This window comes from Stutzerimonas nosocomialis, from assembly GCF_005876855.1.
Taxonomy (GTDB): domain Bacteria; phylum Pseudomonadota; class Gammaproteobacteria; order Pseudomonadales; family Pseudomonadaceae; genus Stutzerimonas; species Stutzerimonas nosocomialis.
In genome coordinates, this window is the sequence record NZ_QLAE01000017.1 from 45926 (window position 1) to 68795 (window position 22870).

Consider the following 22870-nt stretch of genomic DNA (forward strand, 5'->3'; position numbering starts at 1 on the left):
CCGCCGTCTAGACTAACGTGGAACCATCGTCCTGTGGGGTCAGTCACTACCGGGGACCTCTTTTCAGCAAGCCAAACGGAGTTGATCAATGGCGTTCTTTACAGCGGCCAGCAAAGCCGACTTTCAGCACCAACTGCAAGTGGCACTGGCGCAGCATGTCGGTGAGGAGCTACTGCCACAAGTAGGGCTCTTCGCCGAACAGTTCTTTGGCATCACATCCCTCTCCGAACTCACCGAGCGCCGCATGACCGACCTGGTCGGCTCGACCCTGGCAACCTGGCGACTGCTCGAACGCTTCGACCCGGCGACCCCCGAGGTCAGTGTCTTCAACCCCGATTACGAGAAGCATGGCTGGCAATCGACCCACACGGTGGTCGAGGTCCTGCATCCGGACATGCCGTTTCTGGTCGACTCCGTGCGCATGGAGCTGACCCGCCGCGGCTTCAGCATCCACACCCTGCAGAACAGCGTGCTCAAGGTCCGCCGCGATGACGATGGCGTGCTCCAGGAAGTCCTGCCCCGGGGCGCCGACAGCGCCGGTAGCCGTGCCGAATCGGTGATTTTCATCGAGATCGACCGCTGCGCCGGTGCCGCCGCGCTGCGCGAGCTGGAGCAGGCGCTGCTCAGCGTGCTGGCCGATGTCCGCCTGGCGGTTGGCGATTTCGCCGCGATGAAGGCCAAGGCGGCGCAACTGCAGCAGCTGGTGGACGGCAGCTCGCTGCAGATCGAGGGCGTCGAGCTGGCCGAGATCAAGGCATTCCTCGACTGGCTGGTGGATAACAACTTCACCTTCCTCGGTTACGAGGAATTCACCGTCGAGCCCCGTGACGACGGTGGGCGCCTGGTCTATGACGAAGGTTCGCTGCTGGGCCTGTCCAAGCGGCTTCGCACGGGCCTGGCCGAGACCGACCTGCACATCGAGCCAAGGGCGGTGGCCTACCTGAACGAGCCGCTGCTGCTGTCATTCGCCAAGGCGGCGATTCCCAGCCGGGTGCACCGTCCGGCCTATCCGGATTTCGTCTCGATCCGGCAGATGGACGAGCAGGGGCGGGTGATCCGCGAATGCCGCTTCATGGGGCTGTTCACCTCGGCGGTCTATACCCAGAGCGTGCGCCACATTCCCTATATACGGCGCAAGGTCGAGGTCATCGTGCACCGCGCGGGCTTCGATCACTCGGCGCACCTGGCCAAGGAACTGGCCCAGGTGCTCGAAGTGCTCCCGCGCGACGAGCTGTTCCAGACGCCGATCGACGAGCTGTTCGACACCGCCATCGCCATCGTCCAGATCCAGGAGCGCAACAAGCTGCGCCTGTTCCTGCGCACCGATCCCTACGGCCGCTTCTGCTACTGCCTGGTCTACGTGCCGCGCTTCAGCTATTCCACCGAAACGCGCCTGCGCATCCAGCAGGTCCTGATGGATCGCCTCAAGGCGAGCGACTGCGAGTTCTGGACCTATTTCTCCGAGTCGGTGCTGACGCGGGTGCAGTTCATCCTTCGCATCGACCCCTCGCAGCCGCTCAACATCGATACCGCGCGGCTGGAGCAGGAAGTCATACAGGCCTGCCGCACCTGGCAGGACGAATACACCAGCCTGGTCGTCGAGCGGTTCGGCGAGGCCCAGGGCACCATGCTGCTGGCCGATTTCCCGAAGGGCTTCCCAGCCGGCTACCAGGAGCGCTTCACGCCCAACTCCGCTGCCGTCGACATGCAGCACGTGCTCAGCCTGAGCGATGAGCGCCCGCTGGTGATGAGCTTCTACCAGCCGATCACGGCGGTGGAGAACCGCCTGCACTGCAAGATCTACCGCATCGACAACCCGCTGGCCCTGTCGGACATGCTGCCGATCCTGGAAAACCTCGGGCTGCGCGTGCTCGGCGAATTCCCGTACCGCCTGCGCCACCGTAATGGCCGCGAGTACTGGATTCACGATTTCGCCTTCACCTATGCCGAAGGGCTCGAGATCGACCTGCTGGAGATCAACGAGCCGCTGCAGGACGCCTTCATCAATATCAGCAACGGGCTGGCCGAGAACGACGCGTTCAACCGGCTGATCCTGACCGCTGGCCTGACCTGGCGCGAAGTGGCTCTGCTGCGGGCCTATGCGCGTTATCTCAAGCAGATCCGCATCGGCTTCGACCTGGGCTACATCGCCAGCGCGCTGCTCAACCACACCACGGTGACCCGCGAGCTGGTGCGTCTGTTCAAGATGCGCTTCTACCTGGCGCGCAAGCTCGGCGAAGAAGACCTGGCTGACAAGCAGCAGCGCCTCGAGCAGGCCATTTTGGCCGCCCTCGACGATGTCGCGGTACTCAACGAAGACCGCATCCTGCGCCGCTACCTGGCGCTGATCAAAGCCACGCTGCGCACCAACTTCTACCAGCCGGATGCCGAAGGCAAAGCCAAGAGCTACATCAGCTTCAAGTTCGATCCGCGCGCCATCCCGGAGATGCCGAGGCCGGCGCCGAAGTTCGAAATCTTCGTCTATTCGCCCCGGGTCGAGGGTGTGCACCTGCGTGGCGGCAAGGTGGCGCGCGGCGGCCTGCGCTGGTCCGATCGCGAAGAGGATTACCGCACCGAAGTGCTCGGCCTGGTCAAGGCCCAGCAGGTCAAGAACGCGGTGATCGTCCCGGGAGGCGCCAAGGGCGGATTCGTTCCGCGTCGGCTGCCAGCCGCCGGCTCGCGGGATGAGATCCAGGCCGAGGCCATCGCCTGCTACCGCATCTTCATCAGCGGGCTGCTGGACATCACCGACAACCTCAAGGAAGGCATGGTCGTTCCGCCGGCCAACGTGCTGCGCTACGACGAGGATGACCCCTATCTGGTCGTCGCGGCCGACAAGGGCACCGCGACCTTCTCCGACATCGCCAACGGCATCGCCGCCGAGTACGACTTCTGGCTCGGCGATGCCTTCGCCTCCGGCGGATCGGCCGGTTACGACCACAAGAAGATGGGCATCACCGCCAAGGGTGCCTGGGTCTCGGTGCAGCGGCATTTCCGCGAGCGCGGCATCAACGTGCAGACCGACCCGGTGACGGTGATCGGCATCGGCGACATGGCGGGCGACGTGTTCGGCAACGGCATGCTGCTGTCCAGCACGCTGCAGCTGGTGGCTGCGTTCAACCACCTGCATATCTTCATCGACCCGAATCCGGACGCCGCGCGCAGCTTCCTCGAGCGCCAGCGCCTGTTCGACCTGCCGCGCTCCGCCTGGACCGACTATGACGCCTCGCTGATTTCCGAAGGAGGCGGGGTGTTCTCGCGCTCGGCCAAGAGCATCGCCATCACCCCGCAGATGAAGGAGCGCTTCGATATCAGCGCCGACCAGCTGACGCCCACCGAGCTGCTCAATGCGCTGCTCAAGGCGCCGGTGGATCTGCTCTGGAACGGCGGCATCGGCACCTACGTCAAGAGCAGCGAAGAAACCCACGCCGATGTGGGCGACAAGGCCAACGATGCCCTGCGCGTCAACGGCAACGAACTGCGCGCCAAGGTGGTGGGAGAGGGCGGCAACCTCGGCATGACCCAGCTGGGCCGCGTCGAGTACGGCTTGCACGGCGGCGCCAGCAATACCGACTTCATCGACAACGCCGGTGGAGTCAACTGCTCCGACCATGAGGTGAACATCAAGATTCTCCTCAACGAGGTGGTCAGCGCGGGCGACATGACCGAGAAGCAGCGCAACCAGTTGCTGATGGAAATGACCGACTCGGTCGCCGAGCTGGTGATCCACGATAACTACAAGCAGACCCAGGCGCTTTCCCAGGCCGAACACCATGCGCATGAGCGGGCCGGCGAGTACAAGCGTCTGATCGCCGCGCTCGAGGCCGACGGGCTGCTCGACCGCCACCTCGAGTTCCTGCCCTCGGACGAGGCGCTGGATGAGCGGGCGGCGCAGGGCAAGGGGCTGACGCGTGCCGAGCTGTCGGTGCTGATCTCCTACAGCAAGATCGACCTGAAGAACGCGCTGCTCAAGTCCAGCGTGCCGGACGATGCCTATTTCGCCCGGGAGATGGAAACGGCATTCCCGCCGCTGCTGGCCGAACGCTTCGGCGAGGCCATGTACCGGCATCGCCTCAAGCGGGAAATCGTCGCGACCCAGATCGCCAACGACCTGGTGAACAACATGGGCGTCACCTTCGCCCATCGCCTGAAGTCGGCTACCGGCATGAGCCAGGCGGCCGTGGCCAGTGCCTATATCGTGGTGCGCGACGTGTTCCGCCTGCCGCACTGGTGGCGGCAGATCGAGGCGCTCGACCATCAGGTCCCCGCGCAGCTTCAACTCACCCTGATGAACGAGCTGACCCGGCTCGGGCGGCGTGCCACACGCTGGTTCCTGCGCAACCGCCGCGACGAACTCGACGCCGCGCGCGACGTGCAGCACTTCGGTCCGCGGGTCGAGGCGCTGTCGATCCGCCTGGACGAGCTGCTCGAAGGCCCGCCCCACGAGCTGTGGCAGGCACGCTATGGTCAGTACGTCGAGGCGGGCGTCCCCGAGGAGCTGGCGCGCATGGTCGCAGGCACCAGCCACCTCTACACGCTGCTGCCGATCATCGAGGCGGCCGAGGTCACCGGCGAAACCCTGGAGAATGTCGCGTCGGCCTACTTCTCGGTGGGCGGTGCGCTCGATCTGTCCTGGTACATGCACCAGCTGACCAACCTGCCGGTACGCAACAACTGGCAGGCGCTGGCGCGTGAAGGCTTCCGCGACGACCTGGATAACCAGCAGCGCAGCATTACCGTCTCGGTACTGCGCATGTCCGACGGTCCCGAGGAGTTCGATGCGCGCGTGGCGCTGTGGCTCGCACAGCGTCCGGCGCTGGTCGAACGCTGGAAGGCGATTCTCGGAGAGCTGCGCAGCGCGGGGGACGTCGACTACGCGATGTACGTGGTCGCCAGTCGCGAGCTGCAGGATCTGGCGCAAAGCGGTAGCCGACCCTGAAGGTTGACCGCATGAAAAGCCCCGCTTCGGCGGGGCTTTCTTTTTTACGGCTCGGCGGTGCCCAGCGGCACATGAGGCTCGCCTGCCATGAAGGCTCGGTTCGGCATTGCTTGCGTGATCGAAGCGGCTACGACGGCTGCGGCCTTTTGCCAGGCCCTGAAACGCAAACACCCGATGCAATGCACCGGGCGTTCGAGGGAAGCGGCCCGGGAAGCTGCAAGGCGGTCCCGGGTGGGTGCGGCTTAGCGCGGCATGTCGCGCTGAGGATGCCCGGTGTACAGCTGGCGCGGGCGGCCGATCTTGTACGGGCCGGAGAGCATTTCCTTCCAGTGGGAGATCCAGCCCACGGTGCGCGCCAGGGCGAAGATCACGGTGAACATGCTGGTCGGAATGCCGATCGCCTTGAGGATGATGCCCGAGTAGAAGTCGACGTTCGGGTAGAGGTTGCGCTCGACGAAGTAGGGGTCGTTGCGCGCGATTTCCTCGAGCTTCATCGCCAGTTCCAGCTGGGGATCGTTGATGCCCAGCTCCGCCAGGACCTCGTCGCAGGTCTGCTTCATGACCTTGGCGCGTGGGTCGAAGTTCTTGTAGACACGGTGACCGAAGCCCATGAGCTTGAACGGGTCGTCCTTGTCCTTGGCCTTGGCCACGAACTTCTCGATGTTCGAGACGTCGCCGATCTCGTCGAGCATGGTCAGTACGGCTTCGTTGGCGCCGCCGTGGGCCGGGCCCCAGAGCGCAGCGATGCCGGCGGCGATGCAGGCGAACGGGTTGGCCCCCGAGGAGCCGGCCAGGCGGACGGTGGACGTCGAGGCGTTCTGCTCATGGTCGGCGTGGAGGATAAAGATCCGGTCCATCGCCTTGGCCAGCGTCGGGCTGATCGGTTTGATCTCGCACGGCGTGTTGAACATCATGTGCAGAAAGTTTTCCGCGTAGTTCAGGTCGTTACGCGGATACATCATCGGCTGGCCCATGGAGTACTTGTACGTCATGGCGGCGATGGTCGGCATCTTGGCAACCAGGCGCATCGCGGAAACTTCGCGATGCTGCGGGTTATTGATGTCGAGCGAGTCGTGATAGAAGGCCGAGAGCGCGCCGATCACGCCACACATGATGGCCATCGGGTGTGCATCGCGGCGGAAGCCATTGAAGAAGGTCTTCAGCTGCTCATGAACCATGGTGTGGTTCTTGATCGTGCTGACAAAAGCAGCCTTTTCCTCTGCGCTGGGAAGTTCGCCATTGAGCAGCAGGTAACAGGTCTCGAGATAGTCGGACTTCTCGGCGAGCTGCTCGATGGGGTAGCCACGGTGGAGGAGGACGCCCTTGTCACCATCGATATAGGTGATCTTGGACTCGCAAGAGGCGGTCGACATGAAGCCCGGGTCGAAGGTGAACTGACCCGTGGAGGTCAGGCCTCGAACATCGATGACATCAGGGCCTACGGTGCCGGATAAAACGGGCAGTTCGACGGGGGCTGCGCCCTCGATGATCAACTGCGCTTTTTTGTCAGCCATGTATGGCCTCCTGTCTTATGCTTGGAATCATCAGAAGCCCCCCACGCAGGGCCCGCATCACTATAGTGAGATAAATCTCAAAGTCAATTTGCGAGAAGCCTCTGCGCAGACGCCTTCATCGCGTCTGTTCTGTGTGTTTGCTCCGCTGTTTACGACATTTATATAGGTGCCGCAATCGGCACTTGGTGGCACTTCACCACATTGTCATTAGCGACCTAACTGTTTATACTCGGCGACCGACCGGCAGGGGCCTTGCCAGCCGATAACTGCAGGTTGTCACTCGTGGGTAGCGGGCACATTCCAGTGCTCATCCCAACAACTTTGCCCTGCGTCTTTTGGGGCTCTCAAGTGTGAAAAACGCCGTGAAAAGCCAAAGACCTGTAAACCTCGATCTTAGGACTATCAAACTCCCCATCACTGCCTACACGTCGATCCTGCATCGTGTATCCGGTGTGATCCTGTTCCTTGGTATCGCCATACTGCTGCTTGCGCTGGACACCTCCCTGTCTTCCGAGGAAGGCTTCGGGCGCGTTCAGGATTACCTTGCCAGTCCGCTCGCCAAGCTCGTGATCTGGGGACTTCTGTCCGCACTGCTGTACCACCTGGTGGCGGGTATCCGTCACTTGATCATGGACACCGGCCATGGCGAGACGCTCCAGGGCGGCAAGCTGGGCTCGAAAATTGTTCTCGCCGTCTCCGCGGTGCTGATCGTTCTGGCGGGAGTGTGGATATGGTAACCAACGTCACCAACCTGTCGCGTTCGGGTCTCTATGACTGGATGGCTCAGCGCGTTTCGGCAGTGGTTCTTGCGGCTTATTTCCTGTTTCTTCTCGGATACCTCGTTTCTAACCCGGGCCTCGGCTACGCGGAATGGCATGCGCTCTTTTCCAACAACTGGATGCGCATCTTCAGCTTGCTGGCGCTTGTTTCCCTGAGCGTGCACTCGTGGGTCGGCATGTGGACCATTTCCACCGACTACCTGACCACGATGGCCATCGGCAAGTGGGCGACCGGTGTGCGTTTCCTGTTCCAGGCGGTATGTGGCATCGCGATGTTCACATTCTTCGTCTGGGGCGTGCAGATTCTCTGGGGTATCTGATTCATGGCTAATATTCGTACGCTTTCCTTCGACGCCATCATTGTGGGCGGCGGCGGTGCCGGTATGCGCGCAGCATTGCAGCTTGCCCAGTCCGGCCACAAGACTGCCGTAGTAACTAAGGTTTTCCCGACTCGCTCGCACACCGTTTCCGCGCAGGGTGGCATCACCTGCGCCATCGCTTCGGCCGACCCGAACGACGACTGGCGCTGGCACATGTACGACACCGTCAAGGGCTCCGACTACATCGGTGACCAGGACGCCATCGAGTACATGTGTTCCGTCGGTCCCGAGGCGGTCTTCGAGCTCGAGCACATGGGTCTGCCGTTCTCCCGTACCGAGCAGGGTCGCATCTATCAGCGTCCGTTCGGCGGTCAGTCCAAGGACTTCGGCAAGGGCGGCCAGGCTGCCCGTACCTGCGCCGCAGCCGACCGTACCGGTCACGCGCTGCTGCACACCCTCTATCAGGGCAATCTCAAGGCCGGCACCTCGTTCCTCAACGAGTGGTACGCCGTGGACCTGGTCAAGAACCAGGACGGCGCCATCGTCGGCATCATCGCCATCTGCATCGAGAATGGCGAAACCGTCTACATCCGCTCCAAGGCCACTGTCCTGGCCACTGGCGGTGCGGGCCGCATCTATGCGTCGACCACCAATGCGCTGATCAATACCGGTGACGGCGTCGGCATGGCCCTGCGTGCGGGCGTGCCGGTGCAGGACATCGAAATGTGGCAGTTCCACCCGACCGGCATCGCCGGCGCGGGCGTCCTCGTCACCGAGGGTTGCCGCGGCGAGGGTGGCTACCTGATCAACAAGCACGGCGAGCGCTTCATGGAGCGTTACGCGCCGAACGCCAAGGACCTGGCCGGTCGCGACGTGGTCGCCCGTTCGATGGTCAAGGAAATCATCGCCGGCAACGGCTGTGGCCCGGATGGCGACCATGTGATGCTCAAGCTCGATCACCTGGGCGAAGAAGTGCTTCACAGCCGCCTGCCCGGCATTTGCGAACTGTCCAAGACCTTCGCTCATGTCGATCCGGTGGTGGCTCCGGTTCCTGTTGTTCCGACCTGCCACTACATGATGGGCGGCGTGGCCACCAACATCCATGGCCAGGCGATCACCCAGGATGCCAACGGCAACGACGCCATCATCGAAGGCCTGTTCGCCGTGGGCGAGGTCGCCTGCGTGTCGGTACATGGCGCCAACCGCCTGGGTGGCAACTCGCTGCTCGACCTGGTGGTCTTCGGTCGTGCTGCCGGGCTGCACCTGGAAAAGGCGCTCAAGGAAGGCATCGAATACCGTGGCGCCAGCGAGACCGATCTGGACGTCGCGCTCAACCGTCTGGCTTCGCTCAACGAGCGCAGCACCGGTGAAGACGTCGCGCCGCTGCGCAAGGAACTGCAGAGCTGCATGCAGAACTACTTCGGTGTGTTCCGCACCGGCGAGTACATGCAGAAGGGCATCGCCCAGCTCGAAGATCTGCGTCAGCGCATCGCCAACGTGAAGATCGCCGACAAGAGCCAGTCCTTCAATACCGCTCGTATCGAAGCGCTGGAACTACAGAACCTTCTGGAAGTCGCAGAGGCTACCGCCATCGCCGCGGAAAATCGCAAGGAGTCGCGCGGTGCCCATGCTCGTGAAGACTTCGAGGAGCGTGATGACGAGAACTGGCTGTGCCACACCCTCTACTTCCCGGGTGAGAAACGCGTAGCCAAGCGTGCTGTGAACTTCGCTCCGAAGACCGTTCCGGCATTCGAACCCAAGGTTCGGACTTATTAAGGGTGGCCGATATGTTGAAAGTGAGCGTTTATCGCTACAACCCGGATCAGGACGAAAAACCGTTCATGCAGGACTTCCAGGTCAATACCGATGGTAAAGACGTGATGGTTCTGGATGTGCTGGCACTCATCAAGGAGCAGGACCAGGGTTTCTCCTACCGCCGGTCTTGCCGTGAAGGTGTCTGCGGCTCCGATGGCATGAACATCAACGGCAAGAACGCGCTGGCCTGCATTACCCCGCTGTCCGCAGTGGTCAAGGGTGACCGGCTGGTGGTTCGTCCGCTGCCGGGTCTGCCGGTCATCCGCGACCTGGTCGTGGATATGGGCATCTTCTACAAGCAGTACGAAAAAGTTCGTCCTTACCTGATGAACGATACCCCGGCTCCTGCTATCGAACGACTGCAGTCGCCGGAAGACCGGGAGAAGCTGGACGGTCTGTACGAGTGCATCCTGTGCGCGTGCTGCTCCACCAGCTGCCCTTCGTTCTGGTGGAATCCCGACAAGTTCCTCGGTCCGGCGGCCCTGCTGCAGGCTTACCGCTTCCTGGCGGACAGCCGTGACACCCGCACCGAAGAGCGTCTGGCGTCGATGGACGACCCGTTCAGCGTCTTCCGCTGCCGTGGCATCATGAACTGCGTCAGCGTTTGTCCGAAAGGGTTGAACCCGACCAAGGCCATTGGTCACGTGCGTAACATGCTGCTGCAGAGCGGTACTTGATAGCCTCTGCGGATGTCGTGGCGAATCTCGCCGTGGCCTCCAGTAAGAGGTGAATGTAACACCTGCGGCGCCGATGTCCTCGGCGCCGTAGTTTTAGCCGGAAACCGGGCTCAAAAAGCTCGGAATTCGCCTTGAAATCGATGACCAGCAGGGGCATCCGGGCTGGTACCCGGACTATCTGCGGGGCCCGTGGTGGCTTGGTCGAGTCGCTGCCTCAGCACTCAGGCAAGTCATGCTGCGGTTTCCACGCCGGTGGTGTCCCCTTATAGAGGGTGACCAAGCATGCAAGAAAGCGTAATGCAGCGCATGTGGAACAGTGCCCACCTATCCGGTGGAAACGCTGCCTATGTGGAAGAGCTTTATGAGCTCTACCTGCACGATCCCAACGCTGTGCCAGAGGAATGGCGCACCTACTTCCAGAAGCTCCCCACCGATGGCGGCTCCGCGACCGACGTGTCGCACTCCACCATTCGCGATCATTTCGTCCTGCTGGCCAAGAACCGCAACCGTGCCCAGCCGATATCGGCCGGCAGCGTCAGCAGCGAGCACGAGAAGAAACAGGTCGAAGTGCTGCGACTGATCCACGCCTATCGTCTGCGTGGTCATCAGGCTGCCCAGCTCGACCCTCTTGGCCTCGCCCAGCGTCCCGTTCCCGCCGACCTGTCGATCAACCATTACGCGCTCACCGACGCCGATCTCGACACGGTATTCCGTACCGGTGATCTGGCCCTCGGCAAGGACGAAGCGACCCTGCGTGAAATCCACCAGGCGCTGAAGGAAACCTACTGCTCGACCATCGGCGCGGAATTCACCCACATCGTCGATTCCGAGCAGCGCAGCTGGTTCCAGCAGCGTCTCGAGAGCGTGCGGGGTCGTCCGTCCTTTTCCGGTGAGGCGAAGAGCCATCTGCTCGAGCGCCTGACCGCCGCGGAAGGCCTGGAAAAGTACCTGGGCACCAAGTACCCGGGCACCAAGCGCTTCGGCCTGGAAGGCGGCGAGAGCCTGATCCCGCTGCTCGACGAAGTCATCCAGCGTTCCGGGTCCTACGGCACCAAGGAAATCGTCATCGGCATGGCCCACCGCGGCCGCCTGAACGTGCTGGTCAACACCTTCGGCAAGAACCCGCGCGACCTGTTCGACGAGTTCGAAGGCAAGAAGGTCGAAGGCCTGAGCTCCGGTGACGTCAAATATCACCAGGGTTTCTCCTCCAACGTCATGACCGCAGGTGGCGAAGTGCACCTGGCGCTGGCGTTCAACCCGTCCCACCTGGAAATCGTGTCTCCGGTGGTCGAGGGGTCCGTTCGCGCCCGCCAGGATCGCCGCACCGACGCCGTCGGCGACAAGGTCCTGCCTGTGACCATTCACGGCGACGCGGCCGTGGCCGGGCAGGGCGTGGTGATGGAAACCTTCCAGATGTCGCAGACCCGTGCGTACCGCACCGGCGGCACCATCCGGATCGTGATCAACAACCAGGTCGGTTTCACCACCAACAAGCAGGAAGACGCGCGTTCGACCGAATACGCGACCGACGTCGCGAAGATGATTCAAGCGCCGATCCTGCACGTCAACGGCGACGACCCGGAAGCGGTGCTGTTCGTCACCCAGCTGGCGGTCGACTACCGCATGCAGTTCAAGCGCGACGTGGTCATCGATCTGATGTGCTATCGCCGTCGTGGCCACAACGAGGCCGACGAGCCGAGTGGCACGCAGCCGCTGATGTACCAGAAGATCGCCAAGCAGCGCACCACCCGCGAGCTGTATGCCGATGCGCTGATTCAGAGCAACGTGCTCGACGCGAGCCAGGTCCAGGCCAAGGTCGACGAGTACCGCGATGCGCTGGACAACGGTCTGCATGTGGTCAAGAGCCTGGTCAAGGAGCCCAACAAGGAACTGTTCGTCGACTGGCGTCCATACCTGGGGCATGCCTGGACGGCCCGCCACGACACCCGTTTCGATCTGAAGACGCTGCAGGACCTGTCGAGCAAGCTGCTGGAAACGCCGGAAAGCTTCGTCGTCCAGCGCCAGGTCTCGAAGATCCTGGAAGACCGCCAGAAGATGGGCGCCGGTGCGCTGCCGATCAACTGGGGTTACGCCGAGACCATGGCCTACGCGACCCTGCTGTTCGAAGGCCACCCGGTACGCATCACCGGGCAGGACGTCGGTCGCGGCACCTTCTCGCACCGCCACGCGGCGCTGCACAACCAGAAGGACGGCAGCACCTACATCCCGCTGCAGCACCTCTATGAAGGGCAGCCACGTTTCGACCTGTACGATTCCTTCCTTTCGGAAGAAGCGGTACTGGCATTCGAATACGGCTACGCCACCACCATGCCCAACGCGCTGGTGATCTGGGAAGCCCAGTTCGGCGACTTCGCCAACGGTGCCCAGGTGGTGATCGACCAGTTCATCACCAGCGGCGAGCACAAGTGGGGCCGCCTGTGCGGTCTGACCATGCTGTTGCCGCATGGCTACGAAGGGCAGGGCCCGGAGCACTCGTCCGCGCGTCTGGAACGCTACCTGCAGCTGTGCGCCGAGCACAACATCCAGGTCTGTGTGCCGACCACGCCGGCGCAGGTCTATCACATGCTCCGTCGCCAGGTGATCCGCCCGCTGCGCAAGCCGCTGGTTGCCCTGACGCCCAAGTCGCTGCTGCGCCACAAGCTGGCGACCTCGACCCTCGAGGATCTCACCGAAGGTTCGTTCCAGACGGTGATCCCGGAAATCGACCCGATCGATCCGACCAAGGTCGAGCGCCTGATCCTGTGCAGCGGCAAGGTCTACTACGATCTGCTGGACAAGCGTCGCAACGAAGGGCGCGAGGACATCGCCATCGTGCGCATCGAGCAGCTGTACCCGTTCCCGGAAGACGATCTGGCCGAGGCGCTCGCGCCTTACCAGAACCTCAAGCACATCGTCTGGTGCCAGGAAGAGCCGATGAACCAGGGCGCCTGGTACTGCAGCCAGCATCACATGCGTCGTGTGGCGACAGCGCACAAGCAGGGGCTGTTCCTCGAGTACGCCGGGCGCGATGCTTCTGCTTCGCCGGCCGTGGGTTATGCCTCCATGCATGCCGAACAGCAGGAGAAGCTGCTGCAGGACGCGTTCACCGTTTAAACCTTTCGTGCGTGGGGCCGCGAATGGCGCGGCTCCACTGTAGAAACCGAATCAATAGGACTTCTGATAATGGCTATCGAGATCAAAGCCCCTTCCTTTCCAGAGTCGGTCGCCGACGGTACCGTTGCCACCTGGCACAAGAAGCCGGGCGAGGCCGTCAAGCGTGACGAGCTGATCGTCGACATCGAAACCGACAAGGTCGTGATGGAAGTGCTGGCCGAGGCCGACGGTGTACTGGCTGAAATCGTCAAGAACGAAGGCGATACCGTTCTCAGCGGTGAGCTGCTGGGCAAACTGAACGAAGGCGCCACCGCTGCTGCCGCTCCGGCTGCGACGCCTGCTGCCGCACCGGCGTCCGCGCCTGCTCAGGCCTCCGCTGCCGCCGAGTCGGCCGACGATCAGATCCTCGCTCCGGCCGCGCGCAAGCTGGCCGAAGAAAACGGCATCGATCCGAACAGCGTCAAGGGCACCGGCAAGGGTGGTCGCGTGACCAAGGAAGACGTGGTCGCCGCCATCGAAGCCAAGAAGAACGCCCCGGCCACCGCCGCCAAGCCTTCCGCTCCGGCTGCCAGCGCACCGATCTTCGCCGCCGGCGATCGCATCGAGAAGCGCGTACCGATGACCCGCCTGCGAGCCAAGGTCGCCGAGCGCCTGGTCGAAGCCCAGTCCTCCATGGCGATGCTGACCACGTTCAACGAGGTCAACATGAAGCCGATCATGGAGCTGCGCGCCAAGTACAAGGACCTGTTCGAGAAGAAGCACAACGGCGTGCGCCTCGGCTTCATGTCCTTCTTCGTGAAGGCAGCGACCGAAGCGCTCAAGCGCCAGCCGGGCGTCAACGCCTCGATCGACGGCAGCGACATCGTCTACCACGGCTATCAGGACATCGGCGTGGCCGTTTCCAGCGACCGTGGCCTGGTGGTACCGGTGCTGCGCAATGCCGAGCACATGAGCCTGGCTGAAATCGAAGGCGGCATCTCCGACTTCGGCAAGAAGGCCAAGGCCGGCAAGCTGACCATGGAAGACATGACCGGCGGCACCTTCACCATTTCCAACGGTGGCGTGTTCGGTTCGTTGCTGTCGACTCCGATCGTCAACCCGCCGCAGACCGCCATCCTGGGCATGCACAAGATTCAGGAGCGCCCGATGGCCGTCAACGGTCAGGTCGTCATCCTGCCGATGATGTACCTCGCGCTGTCCTATGATCACCGGCTGATCGACGGCAAAGAGGCCGTGACCTTCCTGGTGACCATGAAGGACCTGCTGGAAGACCCGGCTCGTCTGCTGCTGGACATCTAATGCACAGCTGCAAGCTGCAGGCAGGGCTGCACGTCAGGCAGCCCTCCGTTTGCAGCTTGAGCATGACGCTTGACGCTGAAAGAGGAATTTGAAATGAGCGATAAATTCGACGTGATCGTCATCGGTGCGGGCCCCGGCGGCTATGTGGCCGCTATTCGCGCCGCGCAGCTGGGCCTGAAGACCGCCTGCATCGAGAAGTACCAGGGCAAGGAAGGCAAGACCGCGCTGGGCGGCACCTGCCTGAACGTGGGGTGCATCCCGTCCAAGGCGCTGCTGGACAGCTCCTACAAGTTCCACGAAGCCCATGAAAGCTTCAACGTCCACGGCATCGCCACCGGCGAAGTCTCGATCGACGTTCCGACGATGATTGCGCGCAAGGATCAGATCGTCAAAAACCTCACCGGTGGCGTCGCTGCGCTGCTCAAGGCCAACGGCGTGACCGTGTTCGAAGGTCACGGCAAGCTCCTGGCCGGCAAGCAGGTCGAAGTGACTGGTCTGGACGGCAACACCCAGACCCTGGCCGCCGAGAACGTGATCCTCGCTTCCGGCTCCAAGCCGGTCGACATCCCGCCGGCCCCGGTCGATCAGAAGACCATCGTCGATTCCACCGGTGCTCTGGACTTCACCAGCGTTCCGGGCAAGCTGGGCGTGATTGGCGCGGGCGTCATCGGCCTGGAACTGGGTTCGGTATGGGCCCGTCTGGGTGCCGAAGTCACCGTGATCGAGGCGATGGACAAGTTCCTGCCCGCGGCTGACGAGCAGATCGCCAAGGAAGCCTTCAAGGTGCTCTCCAAGCAGGGCCTGAAGATCCTCCTGGGTGCCCGCCTGACCGGCTCCAAGGTCGAAAACGACCAGGTTACCGTCAGCTACACTACCGCCGAAGGCGAGCAGCAGCAGACGTTCGACAAGCTGATCGTTGCCGTTGGCCGTCGTCCGGTCACCGCCGACCTGCTGGCGGCCGACGCCGGCGTCGACATGGACGAGCGCGGCTTCATCTTCGTCGATGACTATTGCGCGACCAGCGTTCCGGGCGTCTATGCCATCGGCGACGTGGTGCGTGGCGCGATGCTGGCCCACAAGGCCTCGGAAGAGGGCGTGATGGTTGCCGAGCGTATCGCCGGTCACAAGGCACAGATGAACTATGACCTGATTCCTTCGGTCATCTATACCCATCCGGAAATCGCATGGGTCGGCAAGTCCGAGCAGGCACTGAAGGCCGAAGGCGTCGAAATCAACGTCGGCACCTTCCCGTTCGCGGCCAGCGGCCGTGCGATGGCGGCCAACGACACCGCAGGCCTGGTCAAGGTCATCGCCGATGCGAAGACCGACCGCGTACTGGGTGTCCACGTAATGGGCCCGAGCGCAGCCGAGCTGGTTCAGCAGGGCGCGATCGGCATGGAGTTCGGCACCAGCGCCGAGGACCTGGGCATGATGGTGTTTTCGCACCCGACCATGTCCGAGGCGCTGCATGAAGCTGCGCTGGCCGTCAACGGTCACGCGATTCATATCGCCAACCGCAAGAAACGTTAAAACAATAAGAAACCAAGGACGGCGGCCCGTCGTGCTTTCGCGAGCACCGCGGAATGCCGTCGGACTGTCACTTGGGTGCAGTCACAAGGTGGCGCGGCATGTACTGCAGCGCCGAAATGCGCAATACCAAACGAAGACGGTAGATAAGCATGAATCTTCACGAATATCAGGGTAAGCAGCTGTTCGCTGAATACGGCCTGCCTGTTTCCAAAGGCTTCGCCGTGGATACTCCCGACGAAGCAGCTGCGGCCTGCGACAAGATTGGCGGCAGCGAGTGGGTCGTCAAGGCCCAGGTCCACGCGGGTGGCCGCGGCAAAGCCGGCGGTGTGAAGCTGGTCAAGAGCCGCGAAGACGCCAAGGCCTTCGCCGCCAACTGGCTCGGCAAGCGCCTGGTGACCTACCAGACCGACGCCAATGGTCAGCCGGTCAGCAAGATCCTGGTCGAGTCGTGCACCGACATCGACAAGGAGCTGTACCTGGGCGCCGTCGTCGATCGTTCCAGCCGTCGCATCGTGTTCATGGCTTCCACCGAAGGTGGCGTGGACATCGAGAAAGTGGCTCACGATACCCCCGAGAAGATTCTCAAGGCGACCATCGACCCGCTGGTGGGCGCTCAGCCTTTCCAGGGCCGTGAGCTGGCGTTCCAGCTGGGCCTCAAGGGCGACCAGATCAAGCAGTTCACCCAGATCTTCGTCGGTCTGGCCAAGCTGTTCCAGGACTACGACCTGGCCCTGCTGGAAGTGAACCCGCTGGTCATCAAGAAAGACGGCAACCTGCACTGCCTGGACGCCAAGATCAACATCGACGGCAACGCCATGTACCGCCAGCCCAAGCTGCGCGAGATGCATGACCCGTCCCAGGACGACCCGCGTGAAGCCCACGCTGCCAAGTTCGAACTGAACTACGTTGCGCTCGAAGGCAACATCGGCTGCATGGTCAACGGTGCCGGCCTGGCCATGGGTACCATGGACATCGTCAATCTGCACGGCGGCAAGCCGGCCAACTTCCTGGACGTGGGCGGCGGCGCCACCAAGGAACGCGTGACCGAAGCCTTCAAGATCATTCTGTCCGACAGCAACGTCGCGGCCGTTCTGGTCAACATCTTCGGTGGCATCGTTCGTTGCGACATGATCGCCGAAGGCATCATCGGTGCGGTCAAAGAAGTCGGTGTGAAGATTCCGGTTGTCGTCCGTCTGGAAGGTAACAACGCTGAGCTGGGCGCCAAGGTGCTCGCTGAAAGCGGTCTGAACATCATCGCGGCAACCAGCCTGACCGACGCTGCCCAGCAGGTCGTCAAGGCCGCGGAGGGTAAGTAATGAGCGTCCTGATCAATAAAGACACCAAAGTCATCTGCCAGGGTTTCACCGGTTCGCAGGGTACTTTCCACTCCGAACAGGCGATCGCCTACGGCACCCAGATGGTTGGCGGCGTGACTCCCGGCAAGGGCGGCACCACCCACCTCGGCCTGCCGGTGTTCAACACCGTCAAGGAAGCCGTTGAAGCCACTGGCGCCGACGCTTCGGTCATCTACGTTCCGGCTCCGTTCTGCAAGGACTCGATCCTGGAAGCGGCATTCGGTGGCATCAAGCTGATCGTCTGCATCACCGAAGGCATCCCGACCATCGACATGCTCGAAGCCAAGGTCAAGTGCGACGAGCTGGGCGTGCGTCTGATCGGGCCGAACTGCCCGGGCGTGATCACCCCCGGCGAGTGCAAGATCGGCATCATGCCCGGTCACATCCACCTGCCAGGCAAGGTCGGTATCGTGTCGCGCTCCGGCACCCTGACCTATGAAGCCGTCAAGCAGACCACCGACGCCGGTTTCGGCCAGTCGACCTGCGTCGGTATCGGTGGTGACCCGATCCCGGGCTCCAACTTCATCGATATCCTGAAGCTGTTCCAGGAAGACCCGAAGACCGAGGCGATCGTCATGATCGGCGAGATCGGCGGTTCTGCCGAGGAAGAAGCGGCAGCCTACATCAAGGCCAACGTGACCAAGCCGGTGGTGTCCTACATCGCTGGTGTGACCGCTCCGGCGGGCAAGCGCATGGGCCATGCCGGTGCGATCATCTCCGGCGGCAAGGGCACTGCGGACGAGAAGTTCGCCGCCCTGCAGGACGCCGGTGTGAAGACCGTGCGTTCGCTGGCCGACATCGGCAAGGCTCTGGCCGAGCTGACCGGTTGGGAAATCAAGAAAGCCTGAGGTTAGGGCTTTCTGCTACAGGGGCCACCTTCGGGTGGCCTCTGTTTTTGTGTTTTGTGTCAACGATGAACCCGCAGGCCGGCACTTCACATGCCAGGCTCTGTATGGCCGACGCACCTCACCCTGGTGCCCGGCAGGCTCGATGATTCTGCCCACGAAGCAGATGACGTTTCCCTTACCCGTTCGGGAAACCCGCACTCACGTCTTTTTCGTTCGGTATTACTCTTGATGACTCGTTTGAAAAGTTTCGACCTGCTGGCGCTTGGCTTCATGACGTTCGCGTTGTTTCTCGGCGCGGGCAATATCATCTTTCCTCCCAGCGCTGGCCTGGCCGCCGGCGATCACCTGTGGCGCGCGGCGCTGGGATTCCTGCTGACCGGTGTCGGTCTGCCGTTGCTGACCGTGGTCGCCCTGGCGCGGGTAGGCGGAGGCATGGACAGACTCACCGCGCCGCTCGGCAAGGTCGCCGGCGCGCTGCTGGCGGTCGCGGTCTACCTCGCCATCGGGCCTCTGTTCGCCACGCCGCGTACTGCCGTGGTGGCCTTCGAAATGGGCGTCGCGCCCTTCAGTGGTGGCACGGCCGGCTCGCTGCTGGTGTTCAGCGTGCTGTATTTCGCCGCGGTACTGTTCCTCGCGCTCAATCCCGGCCAACTGGTCAATCGCATCGGTAAATTCATCACGCCGGTATTGCTTGCCGCGCTCATCGTGCTCGGTGGGGCAGCACTGTTCGCGCCGGCCGGCGATATCGGCGAGACCGCCGCAGGCTACCGCAACACGCCGCTGCTCAAGGGCTTCCTGGAAGGCTACCTGACCATGGACACGCTGGGTGCCCTGGTCTTCGGCATCGTGATCGCCACGGCCATCCGCGATCGGGGCGTCACCGAGCCGCGGCTGGTGACCCGTTATTCGGTGGTGGCCGGCGTGATCGCGGCGATCGGTCTGTCGCTGGTCTACCTCACCCTGTTCTACCTCGGCGCCACCAGCCAGGGGATCGCCGGCGAGGCGCAGAACGGTGGGCAGATCCTCACCGCATACGTTCAGCACACCTTTGGCACGCCCGGCAGCCTGCTGTTGGCACTGGTGATCACGCTGGCCTGCCTGACCACCGCGGTCGGCCTGATCACCGCCTGTGGTGAATTCTTCAGCCAGTTGTTGCCGGTGTCCTACCGGGTCGTGGTGATCGCCTTCGCGCTGTTCAGCCTGGCGGTGGCGAACCAGGGGCTGACGCAGCTGATCAGCGTTTCGGTGCCGGTGCTGGTCGGGCTCTATCCACTGGCGATCGTACTGGTGGGGCTCAGCCTGCTGGACCGGTTCTGGCTGTCGCAGTCGCGGGTGTTCGTACCGGTGATGGCCGTCACCCTGATCTTCGGCGTCGTCGACGGGCTGGCTGCCGCCGGATTCTCCGCGGCCATTCCCTCCGTCTTCACCCGCCTGCCGCTGGCCGAGCAGAGCATGGGCTGGCTGGTGCCCGTGCTGGTGACCCTGGTACTGGCGGTGATCGTCGATCGCCTGATGGGTTCCCGGCGCGCGGCCTGATCCGCACGATCGCACGCCCGGGCCAGGCGTGCGGTCGCGGCGGGGCGGGGCTTCGGTCGGCGATGCCGCGCTGGCTATAATCAGCCTGTCGGATAAGGCCTCTCATGGTTGCCATGTCGAATTACGCTTACGCAGCACCTCACCTGATCGCGGTTTTCTGGTTCATCCTTTGCTGGGTCGGCTACAGCCGCTACGCGAGCTGGCGTGCCCGCGATACGGCATGCCTTGCCAGCGTGCTGCATCTCTACCGCGAGGACTGGATGCGTCGCATGCTGCTGCGCGACAACCGCATCGCCGATGCCAATGTGATCGGCAACCTGGAGCGCAACGCGTCCTTCTTCGCCTCCAGCACGCTGATCATCCTCGCCGGTGTCCTGACGGTACTGGGTGCGTCCGACCGCGCGGTGTCGCTGCTCGCCGACCTGCCGTTCGCCCAGCCGGTCAGCCGCGGGATGTCGGAGATCAAGCTGCTCGCGCTGGCCATGGTGTTCGTCTACGCCTTCTTCACGTTCAGCTGGTGCATGCGCCAGTACAATTTCGCCGCCGTGCTGGTGGGGTCAGCGCCGATGGTGGGCGAGCGCAACGTTTCCGATCAGGAGCGGCGCGCGTTTTCCGATCGCACGGCGCGGGTCATCTCGATGGCGGCCAACCAGTTCAACTATGGCCTGCGTGCCTACTATTTCGGCATGGCGGTGCTCGGCTGGTTCGTCAACCCGTGGTTCTTCATGGGCGTTACCGCCGGGGTGGTGCTGATCCTGTACCGCCGCGAATTCCATTCCGACGTGCTCCAGGTCATGGTGTTCACCCAGGCACCGATGGCGGAGCAGCCAAAACCCAGCTCTGGTGGAGATGTCGCGCCATGATGCCCGCAGATTCGTCGCCCAACGGCGATAGCCTGATATACGAGCGCACCCAGCGCTTTCTTTCCCTGTTGCGGCACTGCCAGGTGCTCGGTCTGCGTGTCGAGCATGCGGACGCGAAAGGGCTGACGTTGCGTCTGCCCTACAGCGAACGGATCATCGGCAACCCGCAGACGGGGGGCATCCATGGCGGTGCGATCACCACGCTGATGGATACCACCTGCGGCATTTCCACCGCCTGCGTCCTGCCGGAATTCGAGATCTGTCCGACGCTGGACCTGCGCATCGACTACATGCACCCGGCCGAGCCCGGCCATGATGTGTTCGGCTTTGCCGAGTGCTATCGCGTCACGCCCACCGTGATCTTCACCCGCGGCGTCGCCTACCAGCGCGACATCAACGAGCCGATCGCCCACGTGGTCGGGGCGTTCATGCGCATGGGCAAGGCGGTTTCGTTGCCCGGGATGGAGAAGGGCAGGGGGCCTGCGGCATGAACGAGGTCAGTCTGGAGGAGCTGGTTCGCCGGGCTCACGAGAGCAACGACTACGACGGCCTGATCAGCATGGTGCCCTATGCGCAGCTGATCGGCATTCAGTGCCTGCGCCTGGGCGATGACATGGTGTTCCGCCTGCCGCAAAGCGAGGACAACATCGGCAACCCGGTGCTTCCGGCCCTGCATGGCGGGGTGATCGCCGGGTTCATGGAGCATGCGGCCCTGTTGCACCTGCTGATGTTCATGGGCTCGCCACATTTGCCCAAAATCATCGACTTCTCGATAGATTACCTTCGAGCGGGTCATTATCGTGACACCTTCGCTGCCTGCCAGGTCTGGCGCCAGGGACGTCGAGTCGCCAACGTCGCCATCACCGCCTGGCAGACCACCCAGGCCGAGCCCATCGCAACCGCCCGCTGCCACTTCAAGGTCGACGAACCCTGAGGCGCTGCCGGATGACGTGACGGGGCAGGCCGTCAGCGTTTCATCCCAGATGGCTTCAAGGATTGTGAATGGACGCGTTGTTGATAATCGGCGGCCTGCTGCTGATGCTTGCAGGGTTCGTCTGGCTGGTCAGCCGGGCATTCGGTACCAGCCTGTTGTGGGGTGTCGGCAGCCTCGTTCCGCCGATTACCCTGGCCTACATCTTCACCCATTGGCAGACGGCACGGCGCGCGGTCATCCTCGCGATACTGGGCGTCGCTCCCTTGATCGTCGGCTTCTCGATGCTGGCCAGCCGTGACACCGAGCGGCTCGAAGCCATTCTCAGCCTGAGCTGGCTCGAACCGGAGGTGCAGCCCGATCGCAGGCTCGACATCCTGGTGCGTGGAGAGCTCTCCGGACAGCCCTTCATGCCACAGCTCGGCGAGATCGCCGGCAACACCTTGGTGCTGCGCGAGGGCAAGGATTTCCTCTCCAACCAGGAAATCAGCATCCGGTTCGCCGCGCCGATCGCCGAAGGGCCGCTGCGCCTGGACGTATTGCCCGGCGATGCCGAGCCGCTGCCCGAAATCGCCATCAGCTGGCTGAGACCCGACCAGGAGTTGCCCGAGGCGCGGCGCATCGCACGCGGCTATACCCTGCATCTGGATCTGTCTCCCGTTCCGCCGAACAAGCTGGTCGGCGACTTCCACCTCGTGCTGCCGCAGCAGTACCAGACGAGCGTCAGCGGCAGGGTCGAGGTCTATCGCAACCAGTTGCGCTATCGCGACGGCGTGGTCGATCGGCGGCACGACTCGGTCGATACGCTGCGCCACGTGATTCAGGACCATCTCGAGCGCCGCTTCGCCACGCGCGATGTCACGTTCGAGCCGGTGACGTCCATTGCGCTCCCGGCCGTCGCGCTGGAGCTGGAGGTCAAGGCCGCCCTGGGCGAAAAGACCGAAACGCTTACCCTGGCGCTGGCCAAGGGGCCCAGTGGCTGGGCGGTGGAAGGGGATGAGTATCCAGCGCTTGCGTCCTCGGTGGCGCCCCAGGCCAAGCCTGTCGTGCGCGAAACGCCGGCGCCGGTGCCGGCCGAGAAGCCTGCCGCGCCGGCGGTCGACCGCCGCAAGGGGTTCTCCCTCGAGACCCTGCTGGCCAAACCGGAGCGTTATCGTCACCTGCAGGTCCGTGCGCACACCGAGCGCGGCGGCGTTGCCGATGGCCGCTTCAACGGCCTGGACGGCAGCGGCAACCTGCTCATCCGCCGAGTGCTCAAGGGGCCGGGGGAAGCCTTCTACAACCTGGCGCCGAGCGAGATCGTCCTGCTCGAACTGATGGAGCCCTAGCGGCTCCGAATGACGCCGATTC

The 22870-nt window shown here is 63.1% G+C and carries 16 protein-coding genes; 15 read left to right on the top strand and 1 reads right to left on the bottom strand.

Annotated features, from left to right (window positions below):
- Positions 1-88: 88 nt before the first annotated feature.
- Complete coding sequence (locus DN824_RS12260; protein ID WP_138408689.1) at positions 89-4939, top strand: NAD-glutamate dehydrogenase; 4851 nt, start codon at positions 89-91, stop codon at positions 4937-4939.
- 242 nt (positions 4940-5181) lie between these two features.
- Here the strand turns inward: DN824_RS12260 and gltA are convergent, their stop codons facing one another.
- Positions 5182-6453, bottom strand: a complete 1272-nt coding sequence (gene gltA, locus DN824_RS12265) for a citrate synthase (RefSeq protein ID WP_138408690.1) — start codon at positions 6451-6453, stop codon at positions 5182-5184.
- A gap of 350 nt (positions 6454-6803) precedes the next feature.
- Between gltA and sdhC the strand changes: the two genes are divergently transcribed.
- From sdhC to DN824_RS12335, 14 genes are all read left to right on the top strand, one after another.
- Positions 6804-7190, top strand: a complete 387-nt coding sequence (sdhC, locus tag DN824_RS12270; protein ID WP_174236501.1) for a succinate dehydrogenase, cytochrome b556 subunit — start codon at positions 6804-6806, stop codon at positions 7188-7190.
- Positions 7184-7552, top strand: coding sequence for a succinate dehydrogenase, hydrophobic membrane anchor protein (sdhD, locus tag DN824_RS12275; protein WP_138408691.1), 369 nt, complete (start codon positions 7184-7186; stop codon positions 7550-7552). Before sdhC ends, sdhD begins: the two co-directional genes overlap by 7 nt.
- 3 nt (positions 7553-7555) lie before the next feature.
- A complete protein-coding gene (gene sdhA, locus DN824_RS12280) occupies positions 7556-9328 on the top strand; it encodes a succinate dehydrogenase flavoprotein subunit (protein ID WP_138408692.1) in 1773 nt (590 codons plus the stop codon).
- An 11-nt stretch (positions 9329-9339) separates the two neighbouring features.
- Positions 9340-10044 (top strand): succinate dehydrogenase iron-sulfur subunit, encoded by a 705-nt coding sequence (locus tag DN824_RS12285; protein ID WP_138408693.1) that lies wholly within the window; start codon positions 9340-9342, stop codon positions 10042-10044.
- Between the two features lie 282 nt (positions 10045-10326).
- Positions 10327-13158 carry a 2-oxoglutarate dehydrogenase E1 component gene (locus tag DN824_RS12290; protein WP_138408694.1) on the top strand — a complete coding sequence of 944 codons (2832 nt, stop codon included), beginning with the start codon at positions 10327-10329 and terminating at the stop codon, positions 13156-13158.
- Positions 13159-13227: 69 nt separating this feature from the next.
- On the top strand, positions 13228-14457 hold the full coding sequence (gene odhB, locus DN824_RS12295) for a 2-oxoglutarate dehydrogenase complex dihydrolipoyllysine-residue succinyltransferase (protein WP_138408695.1): 1230 nt from the start codon (positions 13228-13230) through the stop codon (positions 14455-14457).
- A gap of 93 nt (positions 14458-14550) precedes the next feature.
- Positions 14551-15987, top strand: a complete 1437-nt coding sequence (gene lpdA, locus DN824_RS12300) for a dihydrolipoyl dehydrogenase (RefSeq protein ID WP_138408696.1) — start codon at positions 14551-14553, stop codon at positions 15985-15987.
- Positions 15988-16136: 149 nt separating this feature from the next.
- Positions 16137-17303, top strand: a complete 1167-nt coding sequence (gene sucC / locus DN824_RS12305) for an ADP-forming succinate--CoA ligase subunit beta (RefSeq protein ID WP_138408697.1) — start codon at positions 16137-16139, stop codon at positions 17301-17303.
- Positions 17303-18190: a succinate--CoA ligase subunit alpha gene (sucD, locus tag DN824_RS12310; RefSeq protein ID WP_138408698.1), complete on the top strand. Its 888-nt coding sequence runs from the start codon at positions 17303-17305 to the stop codon at positions 18188-18190. Before sucC ends, sucD begins: the two co-directional genes overlap by 1 nt.
- A gap of 228 nt (positions 18191-18418) precedes the next feature.
- Positions 18419-19726 (top strand): branched-chain amino acid transport system II carrier protein, encoded by a 1308-nt coding sequence (gene brnQ / locus DN824_RS12315; RefSeq protein ID WP_138408699.1) that lies wholly within the window; start codon positions 18419-18421, stop codon positions 19724-19726.
- A 113-nt stretch (positions 19727-19839) separates the two neighbouring features.
- Positions 19840-20589 carry a DUF599 domain-containing protein gene (locus DN824_RS12320; protein ID WP_138408700.1) on the top strand — a complete coding sequence of 250 codons (750 nt, stop codon included), beginning with the start codon at positions 19840-19842 and terminating at the stop codon, positions 20587-20589.
- Positions 20586-21080 (top strand): PaaI family thioesterase, encoded by a 495-nt coding sequence (locus DN824_RS12325; protein WP_282097006.1) that lies wholly within the window; start codon positions 20586-20588, stop codon positions 21078-21080. The genes DN824_RS12320 and DN824_RS12325 overlap by 4 nt, the downstream gene beginning before the upstream one ends.
- Positions 21077-21523, top strand: a complete 447-nt coding sequence (locus tag DN824_RS12330) for a PaaI family thioesterase (protein WP_138408701.1) — start codon at positions 21077-21079, stop codon at positions 21521-21523. Before DN824_RS12325 ends, DN824_RS12330 begins: the two co-directional genes overlap by 4 nt.
- Before the next feature lie 68 nt (positions 21524-21591).
- On the top strand, positions 21592-22848 hold the full coding sequence (locus DN824_RS12335) for an MFS transporter (protein WP_138408702.1): 1257 nt from the start codon (positions 21592-21594) through the stop codon (positions 22846-22848).
- Positions 22849-22870 lie beyond the last annotated feature (22 nt).

What these genes read in the sequence shown, in the direction of transcription:
- DN824_RS12325 (WP_282097006.1), top strand. Translation starts at nt 20,586, where the DNA reads ATGATGCCCGCAGATTCGTCGCCCAACGGCGATAGCCTGATATACGAG.
- sucC (WP_138408697.1), top strand. Translation starts at nt 16,137, where the DNA reads ATGAATCTTCACGAATATCAGGGTAAGCAGCTGTTCGCTGAATACGGC.
- DN824_RS12260 (WP_138408689.1), top strand. Translation starts at nt 89, where the DNA reads ATGGCGTTCTTTACAGCGGCCAGCAAAGCCGACTTTCAGCACCAACTG.
- odhB (WP_138408695.1), top strand. Translation starts at nt 13,228, where the DNA reads ATGGCTATCGAGATCAAAGCCCCTTCCTTTCCAGAGTCGGTCGCCGAC.
- DN824_RS12320 (WP_138408700.1), top strand. Translation starts at nt 19,840, where the DNA reads ATGTCGAATTACGCTTACGCAGCACCTCACCTGATCGCGGTTTTCTGG.
- DN824_RS12290 (WP_138408694.1), top strand. Translation starts at nt 10,327, where the DNA reads ATGCAAGAAAGCGTAATGCAGCGCATGTGGAACAGTGCCCACCTATCC.
- sucD (WP_138408698.1), top strand. Translation starts at nt 17,303, where the DNA reads ATGAGCGTCCTGATCAATAAAGACACCAAAGTCATCTGCCAGGGTTTC.
- brnQ (WP_138408699.1), top strand. Translation starts at nt 18,419, where the DNA reads ATGACTCGTTTGAAAAGTTTCGACCTGCTGGCGCTTGGCTTCATGACG.
- DN824_RS12285 (WP_138408693.1), top strand. Translation starts at nt 9,340, where the DNA reads ATGTTGAAAGTGAGCGTTTATCGCTACAACCCGGATCAGGACGAAAAA.
- sdhD (WP_138408691.1), top strand. Translation starts at nt 7,184, where the DNA reads ATGGTAACCAACGTCACCAACCTGTCGCGTTCGGGTCTCTATGACTGG.
- sdhA (WP_138408692.1), top strand. Translation starts at nt 7,556, where the DNA reads ATGGCTAATATTCGTACGCTTTCCTTCGACGCCATCATTGTGGGCGGC.
- lpdA (WP_138408696.1), top strand. Translation starts at nt 14,551, where the DNA reads ATGAGCGATAAATTCGACGTGATCGTCATCGGTGCGGGCCCCGGCGGC.
- gltA (WP_138408690.1), bottom strand. Translation starts at nt 6,453, where the DNA reads ATGGCTGACAAAAAAGCGCAGTTGATCATCGAGGGCGCAGCCCCCGTC.
- DN824_RS12330 (WP_138408701.1), top strand. Translation starts at nt 21,077, where the DNA reads ATGAACGAGGTCAGTCTGGAGGAGCTGGTTCGCCGGGCTCACGAGAGC.
- DN824_RS12335 (WP_138408702.1), top strand. Translation starts at nt 21,592, where the DNA reads ATGGACGCGTTGTTGATAATCGGCGGCCTGCTGCTGATGCTTGCAGGG.